The organism is Nocardia aurea, from assembly GCF_003123685.1.
Taxonomy (GTDB): domain Bacteria; phylum Actinomycetota; class Actinomycetes; order Mycobacteriales; family Mycobacteriaceae; genus Nocardia; species Nocardia aurea.
This window is the reverse complement of record NZ_QCYJ01000085.1, coordinates 234,264-254,463: the sequence shown is the minus strand read 5'-3', so window position 1 is coordinate 254,463 and position 20,200 is coordinate 234,264. Positions and strand designations below refer to the sequence as shown.

Sequence of the window (20,200 nt, the reverse complement as noted above, 5' to 3'; positions counted from 1 at the left end):
GATTCGGTGGAGAAAACCACGGAACGTACCGCTGTTCACGCATAACTGACTGTGCGGCCTCGCCGCCCCCACACCATAGACGAACCGCATGGGTTCGGCGCGTACCGTCGACCTGCTGCTCTGTTCCGGGAATCGCCCCGTCCCGCGATCGACGGACGGCAGCTATTCCGAGTGAACGAACGAAGGCTGTTCCGGAACACCGCCGCCGTCACGCGAGGTTTCGGCAGCGATGTTGCGGCGGTGCTGGATTCGATTCAGACGCGCACGAGCGCCATATCCCACTGGCCGTGCGGATCCTCCCAGACGGTGACGACCTCGCCGTACGCGATCGGGTTGCTCCCCGGGGCGTCGTCGCGGTCCAGGTCGGCCTCCTCCTCGAGGCGTGCGGCCACCTCCAGGGCGTTGTCCAGGGTGCCATCGGTGACGATGTTGAGGTAGCCGACACGCCAGCCTCGCGGCGGTGTGCCCAGTTCGCGGCCGAGGACGTATTCGTCGTTCTCGACGATGTAGAAGGATTTGCTTCCGTCGATACGGAGTTCACTCTCGTACATCGTCAGGTCGTCGCGTTCGACCGTGCGCGCGCCGTTGAGGACATCGGAATCCAGCCATTCGTCGAGCCGATCGAGACCGACCTCGTAGAACCAATTGCCCCAGGCGTAGAGGGCGTATCTGTCTGCTTGCGTCACGACGGAGATAGTACGGTCACCGTACGACATCCCGGCGACGGGATCGTGGCACAATGCCACCGTCGCAGGATATTTCGCGCGCCATTCAGCTGCCGGAGCCCGAGACCGCGCGCCCCGGATCGCGGTGTCCGGCCGACCGGATCACGACGCGGCCGACCGTCACGCTGCCGGCGCCGGAACCGGCAGGTGCGGGACCGCGGCACGTGGGTCGAATCCCCCGAACACGAGTCCGATGACGAAACCCGCCGCCTCCTCGAGTTGTCTGGCGCGATCGAGTCCGCCCAGTACGGCAGGATCCGCGCCCGCGTCGCGAATCAGCGTCGCGGTGACGCGCAGCGCGTCGGGATCATCGCCGCAGAGCGGCACGGTGGCCCGGACGGCCGCCGGCTCGCTCCAGTGCGCGGCGGGGAACATGTGGAACGCCTTGACGACGTGGGCGTCGGGGGCGAGGCCCGCGATGTGCTGTGCGGCCGATGTGCCGGTCGGCAGCCGGTGCAGGCCGATGCCGTGCTCGACCGCGTTGGTCGGGTCGATCAACGTCGTACCGAACAGTGTCCCAGCGGATTCCGCGACACGCAGTATCTCGTCGACGCCGTCGAAGGCCACCGCCAGCAGTACCGCGTCCGCCCCGTCGACCGCTTCGCGCACCGTGGCCGCTCGCACACCGCGACCGAGTTCGCCGGCCAGCGCGCGGACCTTGTCCGGCGAACGTCCCGCCACCGCGATGTCGTGGCCCGCCGCTGCCCAGCGCCCGCCCAGCGCCGCCGCCATCATTCCCGTACCCAGAATCCCGATTCGCATCGTGGTTGCTCCCTGTCGTCTGTCCCGGACCGGGTTTACGGTAGGCGGACCGATTCGCACCGATCGGTGCGAAACAGACGGGTGATCATGGGGCGATGAGCGAATTCGGACGCGGTGACGAAGTGGGCGATCACCGGCATGAACTGGTCGCCGACTGCCGGTTGCGCGCGGCCACGGACCTGTTCGCGCACACCTGGGATCCGGTGGTGCTCGCCGCGTTGTACGAGGGGCCGCGCCGTCGAGGCGACCTGCGCTCCGACATCGGCGGAATCAGCGACAAGGCGTTGAGCGAGGCCCTTCGCCGCCTACTCGGCCACGGCCTGATCGAGCGCTCGGGCTACCGGCAGGCCCCGCCCCGTGTCGAATACGCGCTCACGGAACTGGGTGCGAGCCTGGTCGACGGGCCGATGAGAGCGCTCGGCGCGTGGATCGACGATCACGGCGACGAACTCCTCGCCGCCCAGGACGACGCTCCCCGACGACTCCGCGGTTCGGGCGGCCGGGCATCGGCGTGACATCGTCTCACCACCGGCCACTACCGGAGGCTGTGAATTCGCCCGTGTGCCTGAACATTTCGTCGCGAGTCTTGCATCGCTGCCTTCGCGCCCACCATCGCGCGTGACCGTCCCGCGGGGCGGCGGGCCGGTTCCGCCGGTGACGATCGTCATCGATTTCCGGACGGTGATAACCTCGACCGCACCGGTCGCCCGATGTCCATAACTCGCCGATACCGACGCGGGGACGCAGGTAGAGGGTAAAAATTGGCCTGACCCAAACCCTCTGGGAGCCACCGGGAATATGTCAGAGTTGCCCGATTATGACCGATGCGTTCCGTTCGGCTGCAGCTGGGGCCGATTCTCTGATCTCCACCACTACCGGTCGTCGCGGCTTCCTGGCACTCGCCGGAGCCGTCGGCGGCTTGCTGCTCGTTGGCTGCAGCGCCGACGGCAACTCCGCCGTGAACACGACGAGCGGGGGCACCCCCGTCAGGGGCGGCACCCTGAAGTTCGCCTGGCTCGGCGCGCCCGAGTCCATCGACCCCCAGGTCAACAGCAGCTTCGCCGGTGCGAACTTCTCCAACAACATCGTGGACCGGCTCCTGTTCCAGGACCGCGACACCGGTGCGCTGAGCCCGTGGCTGGCCACCAAGTGGGAGTACAACGACACCATCACCGAATACACCTTCACCCTGCGTGAGGATGTGACCTTCAGCGACGGAACGAAATTCAACGCGACCTCGGTCAAGAACAATCTCGACCAGTTCTACTTCGGCGACGAGGCGCTGAGCATCAAACCCAACGGCAAGAGCTATCTGGGCCCCTACAAGGAAACCCAGGTCGTCAGCGAGTTCGTCGTCAAGGTGTTGTTCAACGCGCCCAACGCGAGTTTCCTCCAGCTCACCGCCCACAGCGGAACGGGCAATATCAGCTTCCTGGCCGACCGCACCCTGAAATCCTCCGCCAAGGATCGGCTGAATCCGGCCAATGTGATCGGCACCGGGCCTTTCGTCGTCACCGAGTACGTCCCGAAGGAACGCACCGTCATCGTCCGGCGCGAGGACTACAAGTGGTCCCCGCCCGCGCTGAAGCACGAGGGACCGGCCTACCTGGACAGGATCGAATTCATCACGATCCCCGAGGCGAGTGTGCGCGTCGGGGCACTCCAGTCCGGAGACGTCCCCGCCTCGTTCGACATCCTGCCCACCGACGAGAAGGTCGTCACCGCACAGGGTTTCGAACTCACCTCGAGGACGGTCCCCGGCTTCACGCTGGGCTGGCAGTTCAACCTCAGCCTGGCGCCGACCGACGATATCAACGTCCGGCGCGCGATCGTGGCGGCCACCAACCGGGCCGGATACAAGAAGTCGCTGCTCTCGCCGTCGGAGGGCGAAGCCCATTCGGTTCTCACCGACAAAGTGCCCGGATTCGTCGACTACAGCCAGGGCGCGCTGAAATACGACCCGGAGCGGGCCAAGAAACTGCTGGACGACGCGGGGTGGAAACCGGGCGCCGACGGGATTCGCGAGAAGAACGGCGTCAAACTGAAACTCAAAGGCACCGGCAATATCCTGGTGCCCGACGCGCGGGTGACCTACGAGGCGACCCAGGCCGCGCTGAAGGCCATCGGCATCGACGTCGAGATCGTCTTCGACTCGCAGAACATCCCGGCCAAACAGATCACCGCCGAATTCCACCTGGCGAATATCAATCGGGCCCGTAACGACGTGGCGGTGCTCAACACCCAGTTGAATCCCGATCGGGGCAACGGCTCGGTCATCCCGGAGAACCACCCGGACCGCGCGCGGATCGTGAAGACCTTCAACGCGCTCGACACCGCCATCGGCGCGGCGCAGATTCCGCTGGCCAAGGCCGTGCAGGATCTCATCCACGAGGAATTCGTTCTGGTCAACCCGCAGTTCCAGACCTCGCAGGTCGCCGCGACCAAGGGTGTGGGAAATATCTATCTCGACGGTTCGGGCCGACTGCTGTTCGTCGACTCCTGGGTGAGCGGAAAGTGACGTGCTGCGCTACGCCTCGCTGAAACTCGGCCGCGCGCTGATCGTGGTGTGGGGGGCCTTCACGGCCTCCTTCATCCTGCTCTATCTCCTGCCGACGAGCCCGATCGAATTGCTGTTCCCGCCGGATGAGCGCGCCACCATCGATCCGCAGGCGTTCGCGCAGATGGAGCGCGCCTACGGTTTCGACGAGCCGGAATGGCGACAGTATCTCGACCGTCTACTGGCGGCGCTGCGCGGCGATTTCGGGACGTCGGTGAGCACCGATCAACCGGTCGTCGACGCGATCGGTGACGCACTGCCCAAAACCGTCGTCCTCGCGGCGGCCGCGCTGGTGGTGGCGGTGTTGTTCGCACTCGCCGTCGCCTGGGTCGCCACCTATCTCAGGTCGGCGTGGCTGCGGAACCTGATCGCCAGCGTCCCGCCGCTGCTGGTGTCGTTCCCCAGCTTCCTGCTCGGGCTGATCATCATCAAGGTCTTCTCCTTCCAGCTCGGCTGGTTCCCGCCCATCAGCAGCCAGGGCTGGAAGGGTTTGGTGCTTCCCGCGGTGGCACTGGCGATTCCGGTCTCCGGACCGATCGCCCAGCTGCTGCTGCGCAACTTCCACACCGAATACGCCTCGCCCTATGTCCTGACCGCCTACAGCAAGGGCCTGCGCAAAGGCACCGTGATCAACACCGAGGTGCTGCGCAACGCGAGCCTGCCCGCACTGACCCAGGGCGGCATCATCGTCGGCGAACTGCTCGCGGGCGCAGTGATCACCGAGACGATCTTCTCCCGCGCCGGCATCGGCAGGCTGACCGAACAAGCCGTTCGGGCACAGGACGTTCCGGTCGTCCAGGGCATCGTCATGTTCGTCGCGCTCTGCTTCGTGACGGTGAATTTCCTCGTCGACATCTCCTATCCGTTGATCGACCCGCGGCTGCGAGCGGTGCCCGAGAGGGGCGTGACCACGTGACCATCAGTCTCGAGAAACCGACGCGGGCCGATCGGCAACCGACCGAGCCCGACACCGGACCCACCGTCGAGGTCTCCGCGCCCGCCGAACCGCCGCGGCGTCGGTTCGGGGTAATGCACCCCGTCCTGGCCCAGCCCGGCCTGACGCTGGCCGTCGTCGTGGTGCTCGCCACCCTGGCCTTCTGTGTCGTACCGGGTGTTCTCACCTGGAACGATCCGTACCTCCCCGACACCGATGTCATCCTCGTCGGGCCCAGTGTCGAGCATCCGTTCGGCACCGACCGACTCGGTCGTGACATCTACACGCGCACGGTGTACGGCACCGTCATCACGATGTCGGCCACACTGCTCGCGGTATCCATCGCGTTCTTCATCGGGACGGCGTTGGGGCTGGTCGCGGGTTATGTGCGCGGGATCATCGATCCGATCGTGATGCGCGTGGTCGACGTGCTGCTCTCGGTGCCCGGCCTGCTGCTGACGATGGTCGTGGTGGCCGCTCTCGGCTACGGCACCACCAATGTCGCTGTCGCGGTCGGCATCTCGTCGGTGGCGAATTTCGCCCGGGTGATGCGGGCCGAAGTTCTCAAGGTGACCCAGGCGGAGTTCGTCGAGGCCGCGGCCAGTATCGGCACGCCCCGACTCGCCATTCTGCTGCGTCATGTGCTGCCGAATTCGCTCAGTTCGGTGGTCGCGCTGATTCCCCTGCAATTCGGTTCGGCGATTCTCGCGATCGCGGCACTGGGCTTCCTCGGATTCGGCGCGCCACCACCGGAACCCGAATGGGGTCTGCTCGTCGCCGAGGGGCGTGACCTGCTCGCCGTCGCGCCGTGGATCTCGCTGTTCCCCGGCGCGGTCATCCTGCTCGCGGTACTCGCCAGCAATCGGATCAGCCGTGCCTTGCAGCCGGACAGGGAGTCCTGATGTCGCTACTGTCCTTCACCGATGTGGAGATCTGGTACAAACGCCGCGGTGAGCAGCCCCACCGCGCGGTCGCGGGTATCTCGCTGACCGTCGAACCGGGCGAACTGGTCACCATTGTCGGCGAATCCGGTTCGGGTAAGTCGACATTGATCCGTTCGGCGATCGGCCTACTGCCCGCCACCTGCCGGATCAGCGGACAGATCCGTCTCGCGAGCGCCGATGTCGCGGGCTGGTCGCACAACAGGTTCGCGCGCTATCGGGGCAGCTATGTCGGCTACATCCCGCAGGATCCCGGCGTCTCGCTGAATCCGGTCAAACCCATCGGCCGCCAGATCGAGGACGCGCTGCGCAACCGGCTGCGCGGACGTCGGTTCCTGCCTTTCGGCAACGGAGCCCACAACCAGCGCATCCGCTCCGAGGCCTTCCGTTTCCTCGAACTGGCCGGACTCGCCGCGCCCGAGGAGATCTACGCCAAGTACCCGCACGAACTCTCCGGCGGGATGAAGCAGCGGGTGCTGATCGCGATCGCGCTGTCCGGTGAGCCGAAACTGCTGCTCGCCGACGAGCCGACGAGCGCGCTCGACGTCACGGTGCAGAAGCAGATCCTCGACCACCTGGATTTCCTGCGCGCGGAACTCGGTATCGGAATCCTGCTGGTGACCCACGACCTCGGTGTCGCTCTCGACCGCGCCGATCGCATCGTCGTGATGCGCGACGGGTCCACCGTGGAGGAGGGCACCGGCGGTGAGATCCTGCGCGACGCACGCCACGACTACACCCGTCGGCTGCTGGACGCGGCCCCCGGGCTGCACACCGGACGGCTGACACCGCGCCCGATCGATCTCGACACGGCGCGCCTCGCACGGGCCGCGACCGGCGAGCACGTGCGCGGCACCGCCGAGTACGCCATCGAGGTCACCGATATCTCGAAGGCCTTCACCACCCACCGCGGCGGCGTGGAGCGGTCGGTCCGGGCCGCCGACAAGGTGTCGTTCCGCGTCGCTTCCGGCACCACCCACGCGTTGGTCGGCGAGTCCGGCGCGGGCAAGTCGACCATCGCCCGCATCGTCGGCGGGCTGGCCGCGGCCGACAGCGGACAGGTGCGCCTGCTCGGTCAGACCGAGCAGTGGAGCCGCAAACGGCTCAGCCGCAGCCTGCAATTCGTCTACCAGAATCCGTATTCGTCGCTGAACCCGCGCTTCGACGTGGCCGATCTGGTAACCGAGCCGATCCGGGTGCACCGCAAGGACATCGGGCGGCGCGAGCGGCGCGAGATCGCGCTGGAACTGCTCGACGGCGTGCGACTGCCGCGCCGACACGCCGAGCGCAAGGCCGGTGAACTCTCCGGCGGGCAGGCCCAGCGGGTCGCGATCGCGCGGGCCCTGTCACTCGAACCGGAGATCGTCATCCTGGACGAGGCGGTCTCGGCCCTCGACGTCTCGGTCCAGGCCGAGATCCTGCAATTGCTCGCCGACCTCCAGGCGGCCTATTCGCTGACCTATCTGTTCATCACCCACGACCTCGGCGTCGTGAAACTGTTCGCCGACACGGTGTCGGTGCTCAGGGGCGGGCAAGTGGTGGAGTCGGGGACCGCCGAGCAGGTCCTCGGTGATCCGCGGGTGGACTACACCAGGCGCCTGATCGAATCGGTCCCCGGCTCTCACCTGACGGTCTGAGCCCGGACGATCACCCTCACGATACGGAGTAGTCGCTGTGACAACACATCTGAGCCATCCCGTGACCGCGACGCGCACCGATCGTGTGCCGCCCGCGCTCGATTCCGACGAACTCGCGGCGGTGATCGAGGAGATCGCCGTCGACGCCGCGCGCAGGCGAGCAGAGGGCGGCGGACGCCCGGAGCGGGCGCTCCAGCTGGCCAGGGAACATCTGCTCGGCGCGGTGCGCGTACCGAAGGAGGCGGGCGGGGCCGGGTACAGCCTGCGCGATTTCTTCGTGCTCGCCATCCGCCTGGCCGAAGCCGATCCCGATGTGCCCCATATCCTTCGGGGACACTGGGGCACCACCGAGGAGGCCTTGCGGACACGCGATACCGATCGCGGCGCCTGGCTGCTGCGATCGATTCTCGACGGCAAGATCTTCGCGGGCGCGCAATCGGAGCTATCGGGTCAGCCCGGCGTCTACACCTACGACACCACGCTCACCGCCGACGGCGCGAATTTCCGGCTCAACGGCCGAAAGTTCTACAGCACCGGCAGCTCCTACGCCGACTATCTGCGGATCTCGGCGAACAACGAAGCGGGCCAACAGATCAGCGCGACGGTACCGGCCGATCGTGACGGTGTGATCCATGTCGACGACTGGGACGGCGTCGGTCAGCGCGAGACCGGCAGCGGCACCACGATATTGGAGAATGTGCTCGTCCATCCCGAGGAGATCGGCGAATTCCGGCGCACACCGGTGTCGGGCAAGCCGAGGGCGCCGCAGGCGCACCTGCTGATGCACGCGATCGGCGCGGGCGTGCTGCGCGCGCTGACCGCCGAGACCGCGACGCTGTTGCGCACCCGCACACGGTCGTATTCGTGGGGCAATACCGAACTGGCGCGCGAGGATCCACAGTTGCTCGCGGTCGTCGGGTCGCTGTCGAGCACCACCTTCGTGGTCGAGGCCGCCGTACTCGCGGCCGCCGACGCGCTCGACACGGCGACACTTCATCTCTGGGAGCACGGGGTGGCCGACGACGCGCTGGAATTCGCGGCGTCCTTCCAGACCTCACAGGTCAAGGTGGCCGTCGAACAGATCGCGCTGCGGGCGGCCTCGGAGGCATTCGACGCGGGCGGTGCGTCGTGGACGCGCCAGTCGGTGCACCTGGACCGGCACTGGCGCAATCTGCGGACGCTGTTCTCCCACAATCCCACGGTCTACAAGGCCCGTGTCGTCGGCGACGTCGTCGTCAACGACGCGGATCTCCCGAGCGTCGGATTCTTCTGACGCTCGGGAGGTTTCGCCCCACCGGGGGTGCCGTCAGCCTCGGACGTACGGCACCCCGAACCGCTCGCGCAGCGTGTTCTCGCCGTATTCGCGACGGAAGATCCCCTTCTTCTGCAACAGCGGGACCACGTGCTCGACGAACAGTTCGAGACCGCCCGGCAGCGTGTCGAATTGGATGACGAAGCCGTCGGCCGCGCCGGTCCGGAACCAGTTCTCCAGGTCGTCGGCGACCTGTTCGGCGCTACCGACCAGATTGCGGTGCCCCTGGCGGCCGTCGGCGGCGAGTTCGCGGACGGTGCGGTGCCGGTTGCGCTCCAGGTACAGCCTGGTGGCGGTGTCGAAGCCGACCGAACTGTAGGTGCCACCGGTCGGTTGGAGCAGTTCCAGCGGGAAGGGCCGATCCGGGTCGAGTGCGCCGGGGTCGACGCCGACCCATTTGGCGAACTTCTCCAACTGCCCGCCGACCGGTCCGACGATCTCGTCGTGTTCGGCGATGCGGCGACGCGCTTCTTCCTCGGTCGAGCCGATGACGGGGTTGATCCCCGGCATGATCGCGATCCTGTCGGGTGAGCGACCGTAGCGGGCGACGGCGGCCTTGAGTTTCGCGTAGTACTCGCGGGCGGGCTCGATGTAGAGCGCGGAGGTGAAGACCGCGTCGGCGAACCGCGCCGCCAGGTCGAGGCCGCCTTCCGAGCCGCCGGCCTGGGTGATCAGCGGACGTCCCTGCGGCGACGGCGGGAGTTGCAGTGGTCCGGCGACCGAGAAATGTTCTCCGACATAGTCGATCGGCTTGATCAGGTCACGGTCGACCGCGATTCCGGTCGCGGGATCGAGGACGAGCGCGCCCGGCTGCCAGCTGTCCCAGAGCGCGGTCACGATCTCGACCGCTTCCAGCGCGCGCCCGTACCTCGTCTCGCGGTCGGGCAGGTCGCTGAAGCCGTAGTTCAGACCTTCCGGCTTGTTGCGGCTGGTCACGACATTCCAGCCGATCCGTCCGGCGGAGAGGTGATCGAGCGAGGCGAAGGCCCGCGCGATGCCGTACGGGTGGTGGAAGGTGGTCGAGTACGAGCCGACGAGTCCGATCCGGGAGGTCGCCGCGGCCATCGCCGACAGCGTCACGATCGGGTCGAGGCCCGAATTCGGGTAGCCGTCCGGATGGAGGAACGAGTTGTCGGCCATGAACGCGGTGTCGAAGAGTCCCGCCTCGGCGATCCTGGCGACGTTCGCGTAGTGGGCCGGATCGAAGAAGGCACGCCGATTGGCCTCGGGCAGCCGCCATGCGGCCGGATGCGCGCCGGAGGCGATCACATTGACATTGAGATGCAGTGTTCGTTCGGACATGGTGATCGACCTCAGTTGACGTATTGCTCGAAGCGGGCGGCACGGACTCTCGGAGAGAGCCCGCGGACCTGGAGGAACAGCGCGGCGCGGGCACGCACCTGCGCGATGTTGTCGGTCAGCAGCCCCTGTCCTCCGCTGGCGACCAGACCGGCGGCGGTCGCGCGCACCGCGAGCGCGTCCAGCTGGGCGCGCCACTGCGGTTCGGGTCGAGGGGTGCTGGCGGCGTGCTCGAGTTCTTCGCGCAGCCGGATCAGCGACGGGTCGCCGGGATGTGCGGTGAGCGCGTCGATCAGAGCGGCCCTGGCCAGCCCGATCGCGCCGATCGACGGCAGCTGCGGGTCCTTCTCGCCCACGGGCTTTCCGCGTTCGTTCGGGTGCACGGAGCCGTCGAGCGCGTTCCACGCCGCGATATCGACCACCTCGGTGACGTATTCGTCCGGGAGGAGGTAGTCGCGCAGTGTCAGGGTGACGGTGCGTGAGCCCTGGACCGCGGCCAAACGCAATGGCACGGCCTCGACTCCGGGCGCGGTCAGGTCGCCGACGCCGAAGACATAGGTGGAGTTCTGTTCGTCGACCGCGCCCAGCCAGGCGGTGTCGACGAACCCCCAGCCGGACAGCCAGCGCACGACACCGTCGATGCGGTATCCGCCGGGCACCCTCCTCGCGATCGTGCTCGGCCGGTGCGGCCACTGGCGGATCTGAGCGAATCCGGCGCCGCCTATCCGTTCGCCCGCGGCGAGTTTCGGCAACAACGCCAGCGCCTGCGGCGACGTCGATTTCAATATCTGGCCGACCGGTCCGCCGTGCTGGGTCAGCGCGAGGGCCGTCGACGGATCGGCGCCGAACAACAGGTCGTCCGCGGCGTTCTTGACCGCGGCGGGAATTCGCGTTCCGCCGTGTTCCTGCGGCACCGACCAGGCGAAATAGCCGATCTCGCGCAGCGCGTCGAGGTGGGAACGCGGGACTTCGGTGGCGTCGACCTCCACCGCGCGCGGCGCGATGACCGCGCCGACCAGTTCGGCGAATTCCCGGTAGGCGGGGTGTTCGGTCGGCGCCGTGACCTGATCGACGCTCATGGCGTCTGCTCTCGGAGGTCGGTCACGGCTCCCCTTTCGGGCGAACGAGCGCCTCCGGCCCCGACATGTCGTCGGTGCGAGCGCTGCGATGGATCGAATGCGACGGCAGCACCGAACGGGCTGCCGATATCGCGCCTGCAAATGTAGAGCGGCGCGGGCATTCCGGCACGGTTTATTCTCTCCGCAAATTTAAAGCTCATCGCAGCCACGTCATCGACTTACGATCGGCGAATCCGCTCGAAGTTTGGTTGGAGTCATGGTCGATATCGTCGAATTGGGCCCGGTGTATGCCGAGGCGACCAGTACCGAGTTCCATCTGGTGAATCGCGCGGGCGGCTGGGGCGCCCGCGATATCGCCGAACGGCTCGCGCACGAGCGCGGACACCGTTACCGCCGCCCGGCCGACGGCGGTGTCACCGAGGCCGAACTGGACCGACTCGTCGCCGAGGCGGACGCGGTGATCCTGTCACCGTCGCTCAACGGCGGTGCGGGCGTGATGCGCCAGCCCGCCGACGGGCCGACGGCCGGTCGTACGATCGGCCACCGGATCCTGGACCGGCTCAGCACGGATCGGCCCGACGTCCATGTGGTGCTGCTGTCGCATTTCCTCACCGGTCACGGTGTGAACCACCGCAATCGCAGGATCCACGCACTCGCGTTGCGCGCGTTGGAGGCCCACCTGCGTGCGGGACGCAACCCGTGGACCGTGCTGCGCGCCACCTGGCTCTCCGCCACCCACGACCCGTCCTATCAGATCCGTTTGACTCAGGACCAGTACGCCGACGGTCTGGTCAGCACCGAATCGCTCGCGCGCGCGGTTATCGCGGCCATCGAGAATCCCGAGGTGTCGGCCGGGCGCACCGCCGCGGTGTTCAATCTCAGCATCCCCGGCGCCGCACCCGCCGACCTCGCGGGCCAATTCGCGGAACTCGTACCCGATTTCGAGGCCCGGTTCGTGCGAGAGCCCGTGGCGGGATGAGCTGTCTACCCGAGGGGCAGCACGAATGGGAGGCGACATTCGGACGCGACGACATCGGCCGTCCGGTGCCGCCGCGCTACCACCACCTGATCCTGGTCGACCTGGTCGAGAATCCCGACGCGGACGCCGCACGGCTGCTGGAATCACGCCTGGCCGAACTGGAGCGGCGTCACACCTACGGTCCGGACGGTCTGTTGACCACGCTGGGCTGGGGCCCCACCTGGTGGGACCAGTACACCGAGCACACCGCCCTGATCGGCGTCCCGTCGAAGATGTCGCGGTGGGAGGATCCCGTTCTGGAGACGCCACACGCGATCTTCCACCTCGCCACCGATCACCCCGAGATTCTCGAGTCGGCCGGTGATGTCCTGTTCGGCGACGACGGTGTCGGTCAGCACCTGAAGGTGCGCGAGATCCGCACCGGTTTCGTCGGCGCGGGCCTGGCCAGTGACGCGCTGCCCCATCTCGACATTCCGAGATCGGCGCCCCTGCTGTTCGGTTTCCATTCCGTGCTCCGCGGCAACCAGGCCCCCGAGGAATCGCTCAGGATCCCGTCGGGACCGCTGGCGGGCGGCACCACCCAGCACGTCAGCCGGATCGAACTCGACGTGGACCGGTGGCACGCCAGGAATCGCGACGAACAGGCCGCGTTGCTCTACGCGCCGACGGTGAGCGCGGCGGAGGCGGAGACGCTCAACGACGACGCGCCCAGTGACTACGCGTCCTACGAACAGACCGTGCGCGAACACGGCATCGTCGGCCACGCGCAGGCGGCGGCCCGCGCGCGGGTCGACAACGTGCCGGTGATCAATCGTCGTGATTTCGCCACCGTCGACGACGGCAAACCGGGGACGCATTTCATCTCGTTGCAGCGCGAGTTGCGCGATTTCAACAACACGCGCGCGATCATGAACGCCGCGGACGGCACCGGATACCACCGCTCGGTCGGCGCGCGGCGACGCAACGGCATCAACGCGTTCTTCGATGTCACGCGTCGGGCGACATTCGGGATTCCGCCGCGCGAATCCCGTGCCTACCCGCACCTTCGGAGCTGAATCCATGACCGGAACCACCGACCTCGCGAGCGCGACGGCCCTCGACGAGGACTCGATCGTGGCCTTGCGCGAAATTCTCGACGACCCGTCCCTGCCTGTCGGCACCACCGTCGAAGGCCCCGACGGGCAACGGATCTCGCGGCTTCGGGAAGCACTGGACCACCTGGTGACGGTGCGCGCCGGAGCCGACGTGCTCGAGTCACCCGAAGCGGGCGCACACCTGGTGCGCGCGCTGACCGTCCTGGACACCGATCTCGCCGACGTGCTCGACCGACATGTCGGCGCGGTGCGAGCGCTGTCGGGCGTGGAGGCGGGCCGTGCGCGCAACGCCGTGCTCGGCGATGTCGGACGCGGCGATCTGATCGCCTTCGCTTCCACCGTCCGACACTGGGATTGGGACGAGGCCGCACCGGACTCGGTCCAGCCGTTGCGGCGTGCGCACGGCGAGATCGTCGTCGACGATTTCCCCGGTCTCTACGACACGGTGCTCGCGTGGCATCCCGGCATCGGCGGGCTGGTCGCGATCTCGACCCATCGTCAGGGGTTGAGTTGGGAACCCGCCGACGGTGCGGCCGGATCGGCCCACGCCTGGGTTCTCACCCTCGACGCGGTGACCTTCCACGCCGACGACCTGATCCCGCTCGACCACGATCCGCGCCGAACATCCTGACGCGCGGAATCCGCTTCGACGCAATACCTTCCCGGCGCGACAATCGCTGCCGGGCAGGCCCGTGTACGCCCTGGATCGGTGACCGACGACGGTCGCCGGAGACGGAGGATCTGTGAACGCACCGAGTGACGCGCACACGCTGCGCCCCCTGTGGGAGGGCGGGCCGCCGGTCACCTTCCTCGGTTTCGGCGCGATGGAATTGCGCGGTGGCGCCGATGTGCACCGCCGTCCGCGGCCGTTGGCCAGGGAGGTCGCCCACGAGGCGCTCACCACCGTGCTCGACGAGGGCATCACCTTCATCGACACCTCGATCGACTACGGGCTCTCCGAGGAGATCATCGGCGAAGCCGTTTCCGGCAGGCGTGACGAATTCATCCTGGCGACGAAGGCGGGGTGCCCGCTGGAACACCGTCCCGACGCGCCGCCGGGGCTGCTCCCGCACGATTACAGCCCCGAACACATCCGTCGTGGCGTCGAGCAGAGTCTGACGCGGTTGCGCACCGACCGTGTCGATCTGCTCCAGATCCACGGCAGCCCGTCGCCGGAGGTCCTCGAATCGCACGGCACGCTGGAGACGTTGATCCGGTTGCGGGACGAGGGCAAGGTCAGGGCCATCGGCATCTCGTCGGCGCTCCCGCATCTGCCCGCCCACCTGGCGATCAAGGAACTCCAGACCTACCAGCTCCCGTACTCGCCGTTCGAGCGGGCGCTGGAATCCTTCCTCGACGTCGCCGGAGAGCGTTCGGCGGGCGTGATCGTCCGCGGCGGGGTCGCGCAGGGGTTGAGCAGGCCCAAGCCGACCGCCTCCGGTGCCGATGTCGAGCCGTCGTCGGTCTCGCTCGAGGATCTGGCCGACGGCGATTCCGTTCCGGGTTTGCTGCTGCGCCTGCAACTGAGCAATCCGAATATCAGCACCGTGATCGCCGGATCGGCGAACCCGGACCATATCCGCGCGAACGCGCGGGCGGTGCGCCGTGGGCCGCTGCCGGAAGATGTGCGGGCCGAAGCCTGGCGGCGAATCGCCGCGGCGGGATTCACGCCGGATCGGTAGGCGTCGGACCGGACCTTCGGTCGGGGCGTGAATCACGCTCCGACCGAAGTCGACTCGGACCGCTCTCGCGCTCACGTGTGTGCGGGCACAACCGCGCGGGCGTGTACCGGACCGATTCCGAATCGTTCCCGCAGTGTCGTCTCGGTGTATTCGTGCCGGAACAACCCGCGCCGCCGCAGGATCGGCACCACCTCGTCGACGAAGATCTCGAGCCCGGACGGAAATCCGTCGGGCATCAGGTTGAATCCGTCCGCCGCGCCGGCACGGAACCACTCTTCGATGGTGTCGGCGACCTCCTCCGGCGATCCGATGACACGCCGATGTCCGCCGTTGCCGAATTCCAGGAGCGCTTCGCGCAGCGTGTACCTGCCACCGGTCGCCGCGACACGGTCGGCGACCCCACGCACCACCGATTCGCGGAATCCGAGTGAGGCGGAGAACGCGTCCGGGTCGTCCAGATCCTCCAGCACGTGCGGCGGGAACGGGTCGTCGAGGTCGTACTGTCCCAAGTCGTGCGCGAGTACCGCACCCAGGCGCGACAATTCGTGGCCGGGTTCCTGTAGTTCGCGGGCCAGCGCGTACCTGGCCTCGGCTTCGGCGTTGGTGCTTCCGATGATCGTGATCAGTCCGGGCAGGATGGCGATATCGTCGCGCGATCGGCCGAATTCGGTCGCGGTCCGCTTGACCTGCTCGTAGTGTTCCAGTCCCGCGCTCAACGACAGTTCCGCACTGAACACCGCGTTCGCCGTGCGCCCGGCCAGGGCACGCCCCTGGGGTGAGCCGCCCGCTTGGACGACCAGCGGGTATCCCTGCGGTGACGGGCCCAGCGGCAGCCGTCCGTCGACCTGGAAATGCGCGCCCCGATGGTTCACCGCGGTGCCGTCGACCGCCGCCTGCCACAGTGCGACGACGACATCGATGAATTCGTCGGCCCGGCGATAGCGGGCACCCCGATCCGGGATCGCGGCGAGACCGAAATTGCCGCCCGCCGCCAGGTTGTAGGTGGTCACCGCGTTCCACGCGGCGCGGCCCGCGCTGATGTGATCCAGGCTCAGCAGCCGTTCGGCAAGCTCGACCGGATCGTTGAAGGTGGTCGACAGGGTGCCGATCAGGCCGAGGTGCGTCGTGGCGGCGGCTACCGTGGCCAGGATCGTGGTCGGTTCCAGTGCCCGGCCCGGACGCAGGCGCGGGTTCTCCCGCAGCGCGGGATTGTCGGCGAGGAAGAACGCGTCCAGGGTCCCGCGTTCGGCGATACGGCCGATCTCGGCGAAATAGTCACCGCAGACCACCGCGTCCTTGGGCAGTCCGGACAGTTGCCAGGCGACCGGGCTGATACCCAGGTCGAGGACGTTCACATTGAGGATGACGTGCTTGTCGCTCATGACATTCCCTCACGATCCCGCGAAGACCGGCCGGTGACGGCTCAGGTCGGGTTCGACGCGTCGTGGCGTCCGGAGATGTTCGCGCAGTATCGGGTGCGCGCCGGGTTTCGTTGTGCCCGAGCGGATTCCCTCGTGATCGGCGCGAAGTCGGACGATGCCGGATCGTGCGAGCGCGGTCAGCGGGCCCGTGAGAAATCCGCGCAGGTCGAACAGATCCGTCCGGACGAGTACGCCGTGCACCCGGGGATCGGTGGCTGATTCGGTGATCCGCGAACGCAATCCGGGATCGGATCGGTCGAGCCGTACGTGCACGCGCACCGATTCCGGCAGTTCGGCCACCGCCGCCAGCTGCTCGGGGGCGACGATCACGATATCGGCGGACGCGACGTCACGCGGATCGTCGCCCGGTTCGTAGCGCCACCACACCACGGGCTCACCCTGCGGTGTCGTCGGCACGTTGAGCGGACCCGTGGTGGAGAAGAATCCGGTGTGGTCGGCGTAGCGCACCGGGGTCGTGTCGGGGACACCGATGTCGCCGGTGCGCAGCGATTCGATCGGCCAGGTCCGCCACAGAGCGCGAGCCGCCGCGACCGCGTCGGCCAGCCGTGGCGCGTCCGACGGCCCCGGCGCCCAGCCGCCGCGGCCGTCCAGTCCGAGCGCGGCGGCGCGATCCTGGCGCAGGGCCAGCCACCCGGCTCTGCCGTGGGTCAGGTGATCGAGCGAAGCGAGCCGCCGGGCGACATTGAACGGGTGATCACGTTGCGGGGACGCCGCGGCGACGATCCCGAGTCCGGCGGTGCGGCGACCGAAGACGGTGGCCACGATCGTCGGGCTCAGCGAGGCGCCCGGTATCCCGTCGGCTCGGTCCGCGCCGAGCACGACATAGCCGACCCCCGCCGCGTCGATCGATTCCGGCACCCTGTCGAATCCGGCGGCCGCCAACTGTGCCAGCTGCCCGTCCGGGATTTCCACGCCGATGACAACGGCCATTCGTGCCCTCCAGATTCCAGACATTCGGTCGCCGAACGACAGTCGGATAGCGACGATTTGCGGAAGCCTCCCGAATACGATCCATTCGCCGTACGAGCGTGTTCGTCGAATCGTACGGGCCGAGGTCGGGCGCCCAGGAATGTTTTCCTCTTCACGAATCGAACGAAAACGGTGAGAAAACCTGGACGTTCACCGCTCCAGCGGATCGATGGACGCCGTCCTGGCCCCGTGGCCGAGAGCTCGCCCGACCCGCGAACGGGACAGCGCGCATTTAAGTTCAGCGGTCGACGCAACCCTGGTGAGGCACCTCGGGCTGCGGCATGATCCAGCCATGGGCGCTTCCGCGTACTCCGGATCGGCTGTGGGAAAGCCGATCACGGCTCGTCGCACGACCTTCGACGGGGTGACGGTCGCCCCCACCGGCAGGACTTCCTTTTCGAAGCCAGGGAGCGCGTGATGCTCAATTTCCGTCGTCTCATGCTGTTGTGCGACCTCACCGAATTGGGCACGCTGACCGCCGTCGCCGAACGCCGCAATATCACCAGTTCGGCGGTGTCGGCTCAATTGCGCATTCTCGAGGACGAAGTGGGCGCGGTACTGTTCCGCCGCAACGGCCGCACGCTGCGCCTGACACCGGGTGGCGAGGTACTGGTCGAGCACGCGCGCACCATCTTGCGCGTGGTCGACGAGGCGATCGGCGCCGTCGCCGTCACGCACGAGAAATCGGCCGCGCGCGTGTCCATCTCGGGTTTCGAGACGAGTATCGCGAGTCTGGCCGCGCCGCTGCTGGAACAGCTGGGCCGCGAACAACCCGAACTCCAACTGCGCATCCTGCAGGCCGACAGCCCGAATTCACTGCGTTCACTGCGTCAGGGCGATATCGATATCGCCCTGACCTCGCGGTTGAGTTTCCGAGCCGACACGGCGACGGGTGGACTGCACAGCCACGACCTCGGATACGACCCGCTCGTGTTGCTCGCCCCGCGCAAATTCCACATGCACATCCGCACCGTGGGCGCGGCGGCGCTCGCGCAGGAATCGTGGATCACCGGTCCGCAGGATTCCGGGCTGGCCGAAGCGCTGGTTCGACTGGGTGAGAAGTCCGGCTTCGTGCCGCAGATCGAACATCGCGTCGTCGGTGCTCCGAATATGTGCCAGCTGGCCGCGACCGGTGTCGGTGTCGCACTGGTACCTCGACTGTCGGTTCCGCCGACGATGCGTCAGATCGTGGTGGAGGGCGTCGGTTTCGGCGGCCGGACGGTCACCGCCGTGCACCGGGAGGGGGCGCTGCGCAATCCGGCGGTATCGCTGGTGATGCGCACACTGCGCGAATTGGCACGGGACCGGATCGAGAATGTCACCGAGGATGTGCTGACCACCGGCCTGGACGCCGCTTCCTGATATCGCGCTCGAAATCGGCCGTGCGGCAGGGTTTCCCTGCCGCACGGCCGAATCTCAGGAGACGACGACGAGCGCGGGAGCGGGATCGTCGGCGGCGGGAGCCAGACCGGGCGCTTCGCCGACCGAAGGCTGATTCAGCGGTTCGGTGCCGTTGAGCAGATAGTCACCGAGCTGACGTTCCCGATAGATCACCGGATTGTGGGAAGCCAGCGTTCGGGCGTTGCGCCAGTGTCGATCCAGGTGCAGGCTCTCGTCCAGCGCCGACGCGCCGCCGACTTCGAAGATCTCCGTGGTCGTGCGCAATACCAGGTCGATCACCGTCGTCTGGGCACGGTAGACGTTCAGTTCCGCGTCGAGTTCGAGGGCACGCACCCGCGCTTCGGCCTCGGGAGTGCGCTGCTCCCGCGGCGCGGTGCGCAGGTCGAACCGGGCGTCCGAGGCACGATCCAGGGCGGCGGCGACGCCGAGCACGATCTCGGCGGCGGCGTGGGCCACCGCGTCGGCGCGGCCGAGAACCTGCTGGACCTGGGGATCCTCGCGGGGCAGGTCGGCGCTTGCCTGGCTGTAGGACCGGCGGCGACGACGAACGAATCCCGCGGTCTCGTCCACCGCGCGGCGCACGATCCCCGCCAGTGTCGCCAGGTGTACCAGTTGCACGATCGCCACCTGCCCGGCGAAGACCCGGTCGAAGGCGATGACGGCGTCGGGGTCGACCTCGACGTCGGTGAACGTCGACGTGCCACTGGCGCTGGTGCGCTGGCCGAAACCGGAGTAGTCGTCGAGCAGCTGGACGCCTTCGGCGGTGCTCGGGACCAGTGCCGTGACCCGTTCACCGTCGCCCTGGACGACCGCGACCGAGATGTAGTCGGAGTACAGACTGCCGGTGCTGTAGTACTTCACGCCGTTGAGCAGGAGTTTGTCGCCCTGCTTCCGGAGGGTGGTGTTGGTCTGCCCGCGGACGTTGCCCGACCGCTCGCTGCTGGCGTTGCCGACGATCGCGCCCTCGCCGATTCGGCGCAGCCACAGTTTTCCGCGCTCGGTGTCACGTTCGCGCCACCTGTCCTCGGTGAATCGGAAATGCACGCGCAACGCCTGCACGAGATTGGATTCCGCGGCGCCGAGTTCGATGAGCAACAGGAACAGCTGGCGCAACGTGACGCCGGAACCACCGAGTTCGCGCGGCACCCGCAACGCACCGAAACCCCGGTCTCGAAGCCATCCGGCCTCTTCGAGGGGAATTCTGCGGGTGGTCTCGCGATCCAGCGCGCCCTCGGCGATCCTGTCGAAGACGGGCCGGAATCGTTCGAGGAGTTCGGTATCGGTCACCGCGCCCGTATCGGTGACCACTGCCGTATCGGTGACCGCCGCCGCGGCCGCGGCTGTCGCGCCGTTCGTATTCTGTACTGACATCGTCATCTCCTGCTCT

General features: G+C 67.6%; 18 protein-coding genes. 11 read left to right on the top strand and 7 right to left on the bottom strand.

The window, feature by feature from the left end:
- Window positions 1-254 precede the first annotated feature (254 nt).
- Window positions 255-686, bottom strand: a complete 432-nt coding sequence (locus tag DAT37_RS17880) for a hypothetical protein (protein WP_157978532.1) — start codon at window positions 684-686, stop codon at window positions 255-257.
- 159 nt (window positions 687-845) lie between these two features.
- Window positions 846-1,487 (bottom strand): NADPH-dependent F420 reductase, encoded by a 642-nt coding sequence (locus DAT37_RS17875; RefSeq protein ID WP_109525904.1) that lies wholly within the window; start codon window positions 1,485-1,487, stop codon window positions 846-848.
- A 95-nt stretch (window positions 1,488-1,582) separates the two neighbouring features.
- Here DAT37_RS17875 and DAT37_RS17870 point away from each other — a divergent pair, with 95 nt between their 5' ends.
- The 6 genes from DAT37_RS17870 (at window position 1,583) to DAT37_RS17845 (ending at window position 8,829) form a co-directional block, all read left to right on the top strand.
- Window positions 1,583-2,002 carry a winged helix-turn-helix transcriptional regulator gene (locus DAT37_RS17870; RefSeq protein WP_109525903.1) on the top strand — a complete coding sequence of 140 codons (420 nt, stop codon included), beginning with the start codon at window positions 1,583-1,585 and terminating at the stop codon, window positions 2,000-2,002.
- Window positions 2,003-2,304: 302 nt separating this feature from the next.
- The gene (locus DAT37_RS17865; protein WP_109525902.1) at window positions 2,305-4,005 is read left to right on the top strand and encodes an ABC transporter substrate-binding protein; all 1,701 of its coding nucleotides are present in this window, start codon (window positions 2,305-2,307) and stop codon (window positions 4,003-4,005) included.
- 1 nt (window position 4,006) lies between these two features.
- Window positions 4,007-4,960 (top strand): ABC transporter permease, encoded by a 954-nt coding sequence (locus DAT37_RS17860; protein WP_109525901.1) that lies wholly within the window; start codon window positions 4,007-4,009, stop codon window positions 4,958-4,960.
- Complete coding sequence (locus DAT37_RS17855; RefSeq protein WP_232839818.1) at window positions 4,957-5,880, top strand: ABC transporter permease; 924 nt, start codon at window positions 4,957-4,959, stop codon at window positions 5,878-5,880. Before DAT37_RS17860 ends, DAT37_RS17855 begins: the two co-directional genes overlap by 4 nt.
- The gene (locus DAT37_RS17850) at window positions 5,880-7,556 is read left to right on the top strand and encodes an ATP-binding cassette domain-containing protein (RefSeq protein WP_109525900.1); all 1,677 of its coding nucleotides are present in this window, start codon (window positions 5,880-5,882) and stop codon (window positions 7,554-7,556) included. The genes DAT37_RS17855 and DAT37_RS17850 overlap by 1 nt, the downstream gene beginning before the upstream one ends.
- Before the next feature lie 37 nt (window positions 7,557-7,593).
- A complete protein-coding gene (locus DAT37_RS17845) occupies window positions 7,594-8,829 on the top strand; it encodes an acyl-CoA dehydrogenase family protein (RefSeq protein WP_232839817.1) in 1,236 nt (411 codons plus the stop codon).
- 33 nt (window positions 8,830-8,862) lie between these two features.
- On the opposite strand, the gene DAT37_RS17840 is transcribed toward DAT37_RS17845, so the two are convergent.
- The gene (locus DAT37_RS17840) at window positions 8,863-10,170 is read right to left on the bottom strand and encodes an NtaA/DmoA family FMN-dependent monooxygenase (protein WP_109525898.1); all 1,308 of its coding nucleotides are present in this window, start codon (window positions 10,168-10,170) and stop codon (window positions 8,863-8,865) included.
- An 11-nt stretch (window positions 10,171-10,181) separates the two neighbouring features.
- Window positions 10,182-11,246, bottom strand: coding sequence for an acyl-CoA dehydrogenase family protein (locus tag DAT37_RS17835; RefSeq protein WP_109525897.1), 1,065 nt, complete (start codon window positions 11,244-11,246; stop codon window positions 10,182-10,184).
- A 256-nt stretch (window positions 11,247-11,502) separates the two neighbouring features.
- On the opposite strand from DAT37_RS17835, the gene DAT37_RS17830 reads away from it, so the two are divergent.
- The 4 genes from DAT37_RS17830 (at window position 11,503) to DAT37_RS17815 (ending at window position 15,001) form a co-directional block, all read left to right on the top strand.
- Window positions 11,503-12,225, top strand: coding sequence for an NAD(P)H-binding protein (locus tag DAT37_RS17830; protein WP_109525896.1), 723 nt, complete (start codon window positions 11,503-11,505; stop codon window positions 12,223-12,225).
- Window positions 12,222-13,280, top strand: a complete 1,059-nt coding sequence (locus DAT37_RS17825; protein WP_109525895.1) for a DUF7405 family protein — start codon at window positions 12,222-12,224, stop codon at window positions 13,278-13,280. Before DAT37_RS17830 ends, DAT37_RS17825 begins: the two co-directional genes overlap by 4 nt.
- A gap of 4 nt (window positions 13,281-13,284) precedes the next feature.
- Window positions 13,285-13,950: a hypothetical protein gene (locus DAT37_RS17820; protein WP_109525894.1), complete on the top strand. Its 666-nt coding sequence runs from the start codon at window positions 13,285-13,287 to the stop codon at window positions 13,948-13,950.
- 112 nt (window positions 13,951-14,062) lie between these two features.
- Window positions 14,063-15,001, top strand: coding sequence for an aldo/keto reductase (locus tag DAT37_RS17815; RefSeq protein ID WP_109525893.1), 939 nt, complete (start codon window positions 14,063-14,065; stop codon window positions 14,999-15,001).
- A 71-nt stretch (window positions 15,002-15,072) separates the two neighbouring features.
- On the opposite strand, the gene DAT37_RS17810 is transcribed toward DAT37_RS17815, so the two are convergent.
- Together DAT37_RS17810 and DAT37_RS17805 are read right to left on the bottom strand one after the other, a co-directional pair.
- Entirely contained in the window at window positions 15,073-16,383 is a 1,311-nt protein-coding gene (locus DAT37_RS17810; protein ID WP_109525892.1) for an NtaA/DmoA family FMN-dependent monooxygenase, read from the bottom strand.
- 9 nt (window positions 16,384-16,392) lie between these two features.
- Window positions 16,393-17,373, bottom strand: coding sequence for an LLM class flavin-dependent oxidoreductase (locus tag DAT37_RS17805; protein ID WP_198654316.1), 981 nt, complete (start codon window positions 17,371-17,373; stop codon window positions 16,393-16,395).
- A gap of 456 nt (window positions 17,374-17,829) precedes the next feature.
- Between DAT37_RS17805 and DAT37_RS17800 the strand changes: the two genes are divergently transcribed.
- Entirely contained in the window at window positions 17,830-18,774 is a 945-nt protein-coding gene (locus DAT37_RS17800; RefSeq protein WP_109525890.1) for a LysR family transcriptional regulator, read from the top strand.
- A gap of 54 nt (window positions 18,775-18,828) precedes the next feature.
- Here the strand turns inward: DAT37_RS17800 and DAT37_RS17795 are convergent, their stop codons facing one another.
- Window positions 18,829-20,184 carry an acyl-CoA dehydrogenase family protein gene (locus tag DAT37_RS17795; protein WP_109526063.1) on the bottom strand — a complete coding sequence of 452 codons (1,356 nt, stop codon included), beginning with the start codon at window positions 20,182-20,184 and terminating at the stop codon, window positions 18,829-18,831.
- Window positions 20,185-20,200 lie beyond the last annotated feature (16 nt).

Coding starts and splice junctions, on each gene's coding strand:
- DAT37_RS17875 (WP_109525904.1), bottom strand. CDS start 1,487: ATGCGAATCGGGATTCTGGGTACGGGAATGATGGCGGCGGCGCTGGGC.
- DAT37_RS17870 (WP_109525903.1), top strand. CDS start 1,583: ATGAGCGAATTCGGACGCGGTGACGAAGTGGGCGATCACCGGCATGAA.
- DAT37_RS17865 (WP_109525902.1), top strand. CDS start 2,305: ATGACCGATGCGTTCCGTTCGGCTGCAGCTGGGGCCGATTCTCTGATC.
- DAT37_RS17850 (WP_109525900.1), top strand. CDS start 5,880: ATGTCGCTACTGTCCTTCACCGATGTGGAGATCTGGTACAAACGCCGC.
- DAT37_RS17840 (WP_109525898.1), bottom strand. CDS start 10,170: ATGTCCGAACGAACACTGCATCTCAATGTCAATGTGATCGCCTCCGGC.
- DAT37_RS17835 (WP_109525897.1), bottom strand. CDS start 11,246: ATGAGCGTCGATCAGGTCACGGCGCCGACCGAACACCCCGCCTACCGG.
- DAT37_RS17830 (WP_109525896.1), top strand. CDS start 11,503: ATGGTCGATATCGTCGAATTGGGCCCGGTGTATGCCGAGGCGACCAGT.
- DAT37_RS17825 (WP_109525895.1), top strand. CDS start 12,222: ATGAGCTGTCTACCCGAGGGGCAGCACGAATGGGAGGCGACATTCGGA.
- DAT37_RS17820 (WP_109525894.1), top strand. CDS start 13,285: ATGACCGGAACCACCGACCTCGCGAGCGCGACGGCCCTCGACGAGGAC.
- DAT37_RS17810 (WP_109525892.1), bottom strand. CDS start 16,383: ATGAGCGACAAGCACGTCATCCTCAATGTGAACGTCCTCGACCTGGGT.
- DAT37_RS17805 (WP_198654316.1), bottom strand. CDS start 17,373: ATGGCCGTTGTCATCGGCGTGGAAATCCCGGACGGGCAGCTGGCACAG.
- DAT37_RS17800 (WP_109525890.1), top strand. CDS start 17,830: ATGCTCAATTTCCGTCGTCTCATGCTGTTGTGCGACCTCACCGAATTG.
- DAT37_RS17795 (WP_109526063.1), bottom strand. CDS start 20,184: ATGTCAGTACAGAATACGAACGGCGCGACAGCCGCGGCCGCGGCGGCG.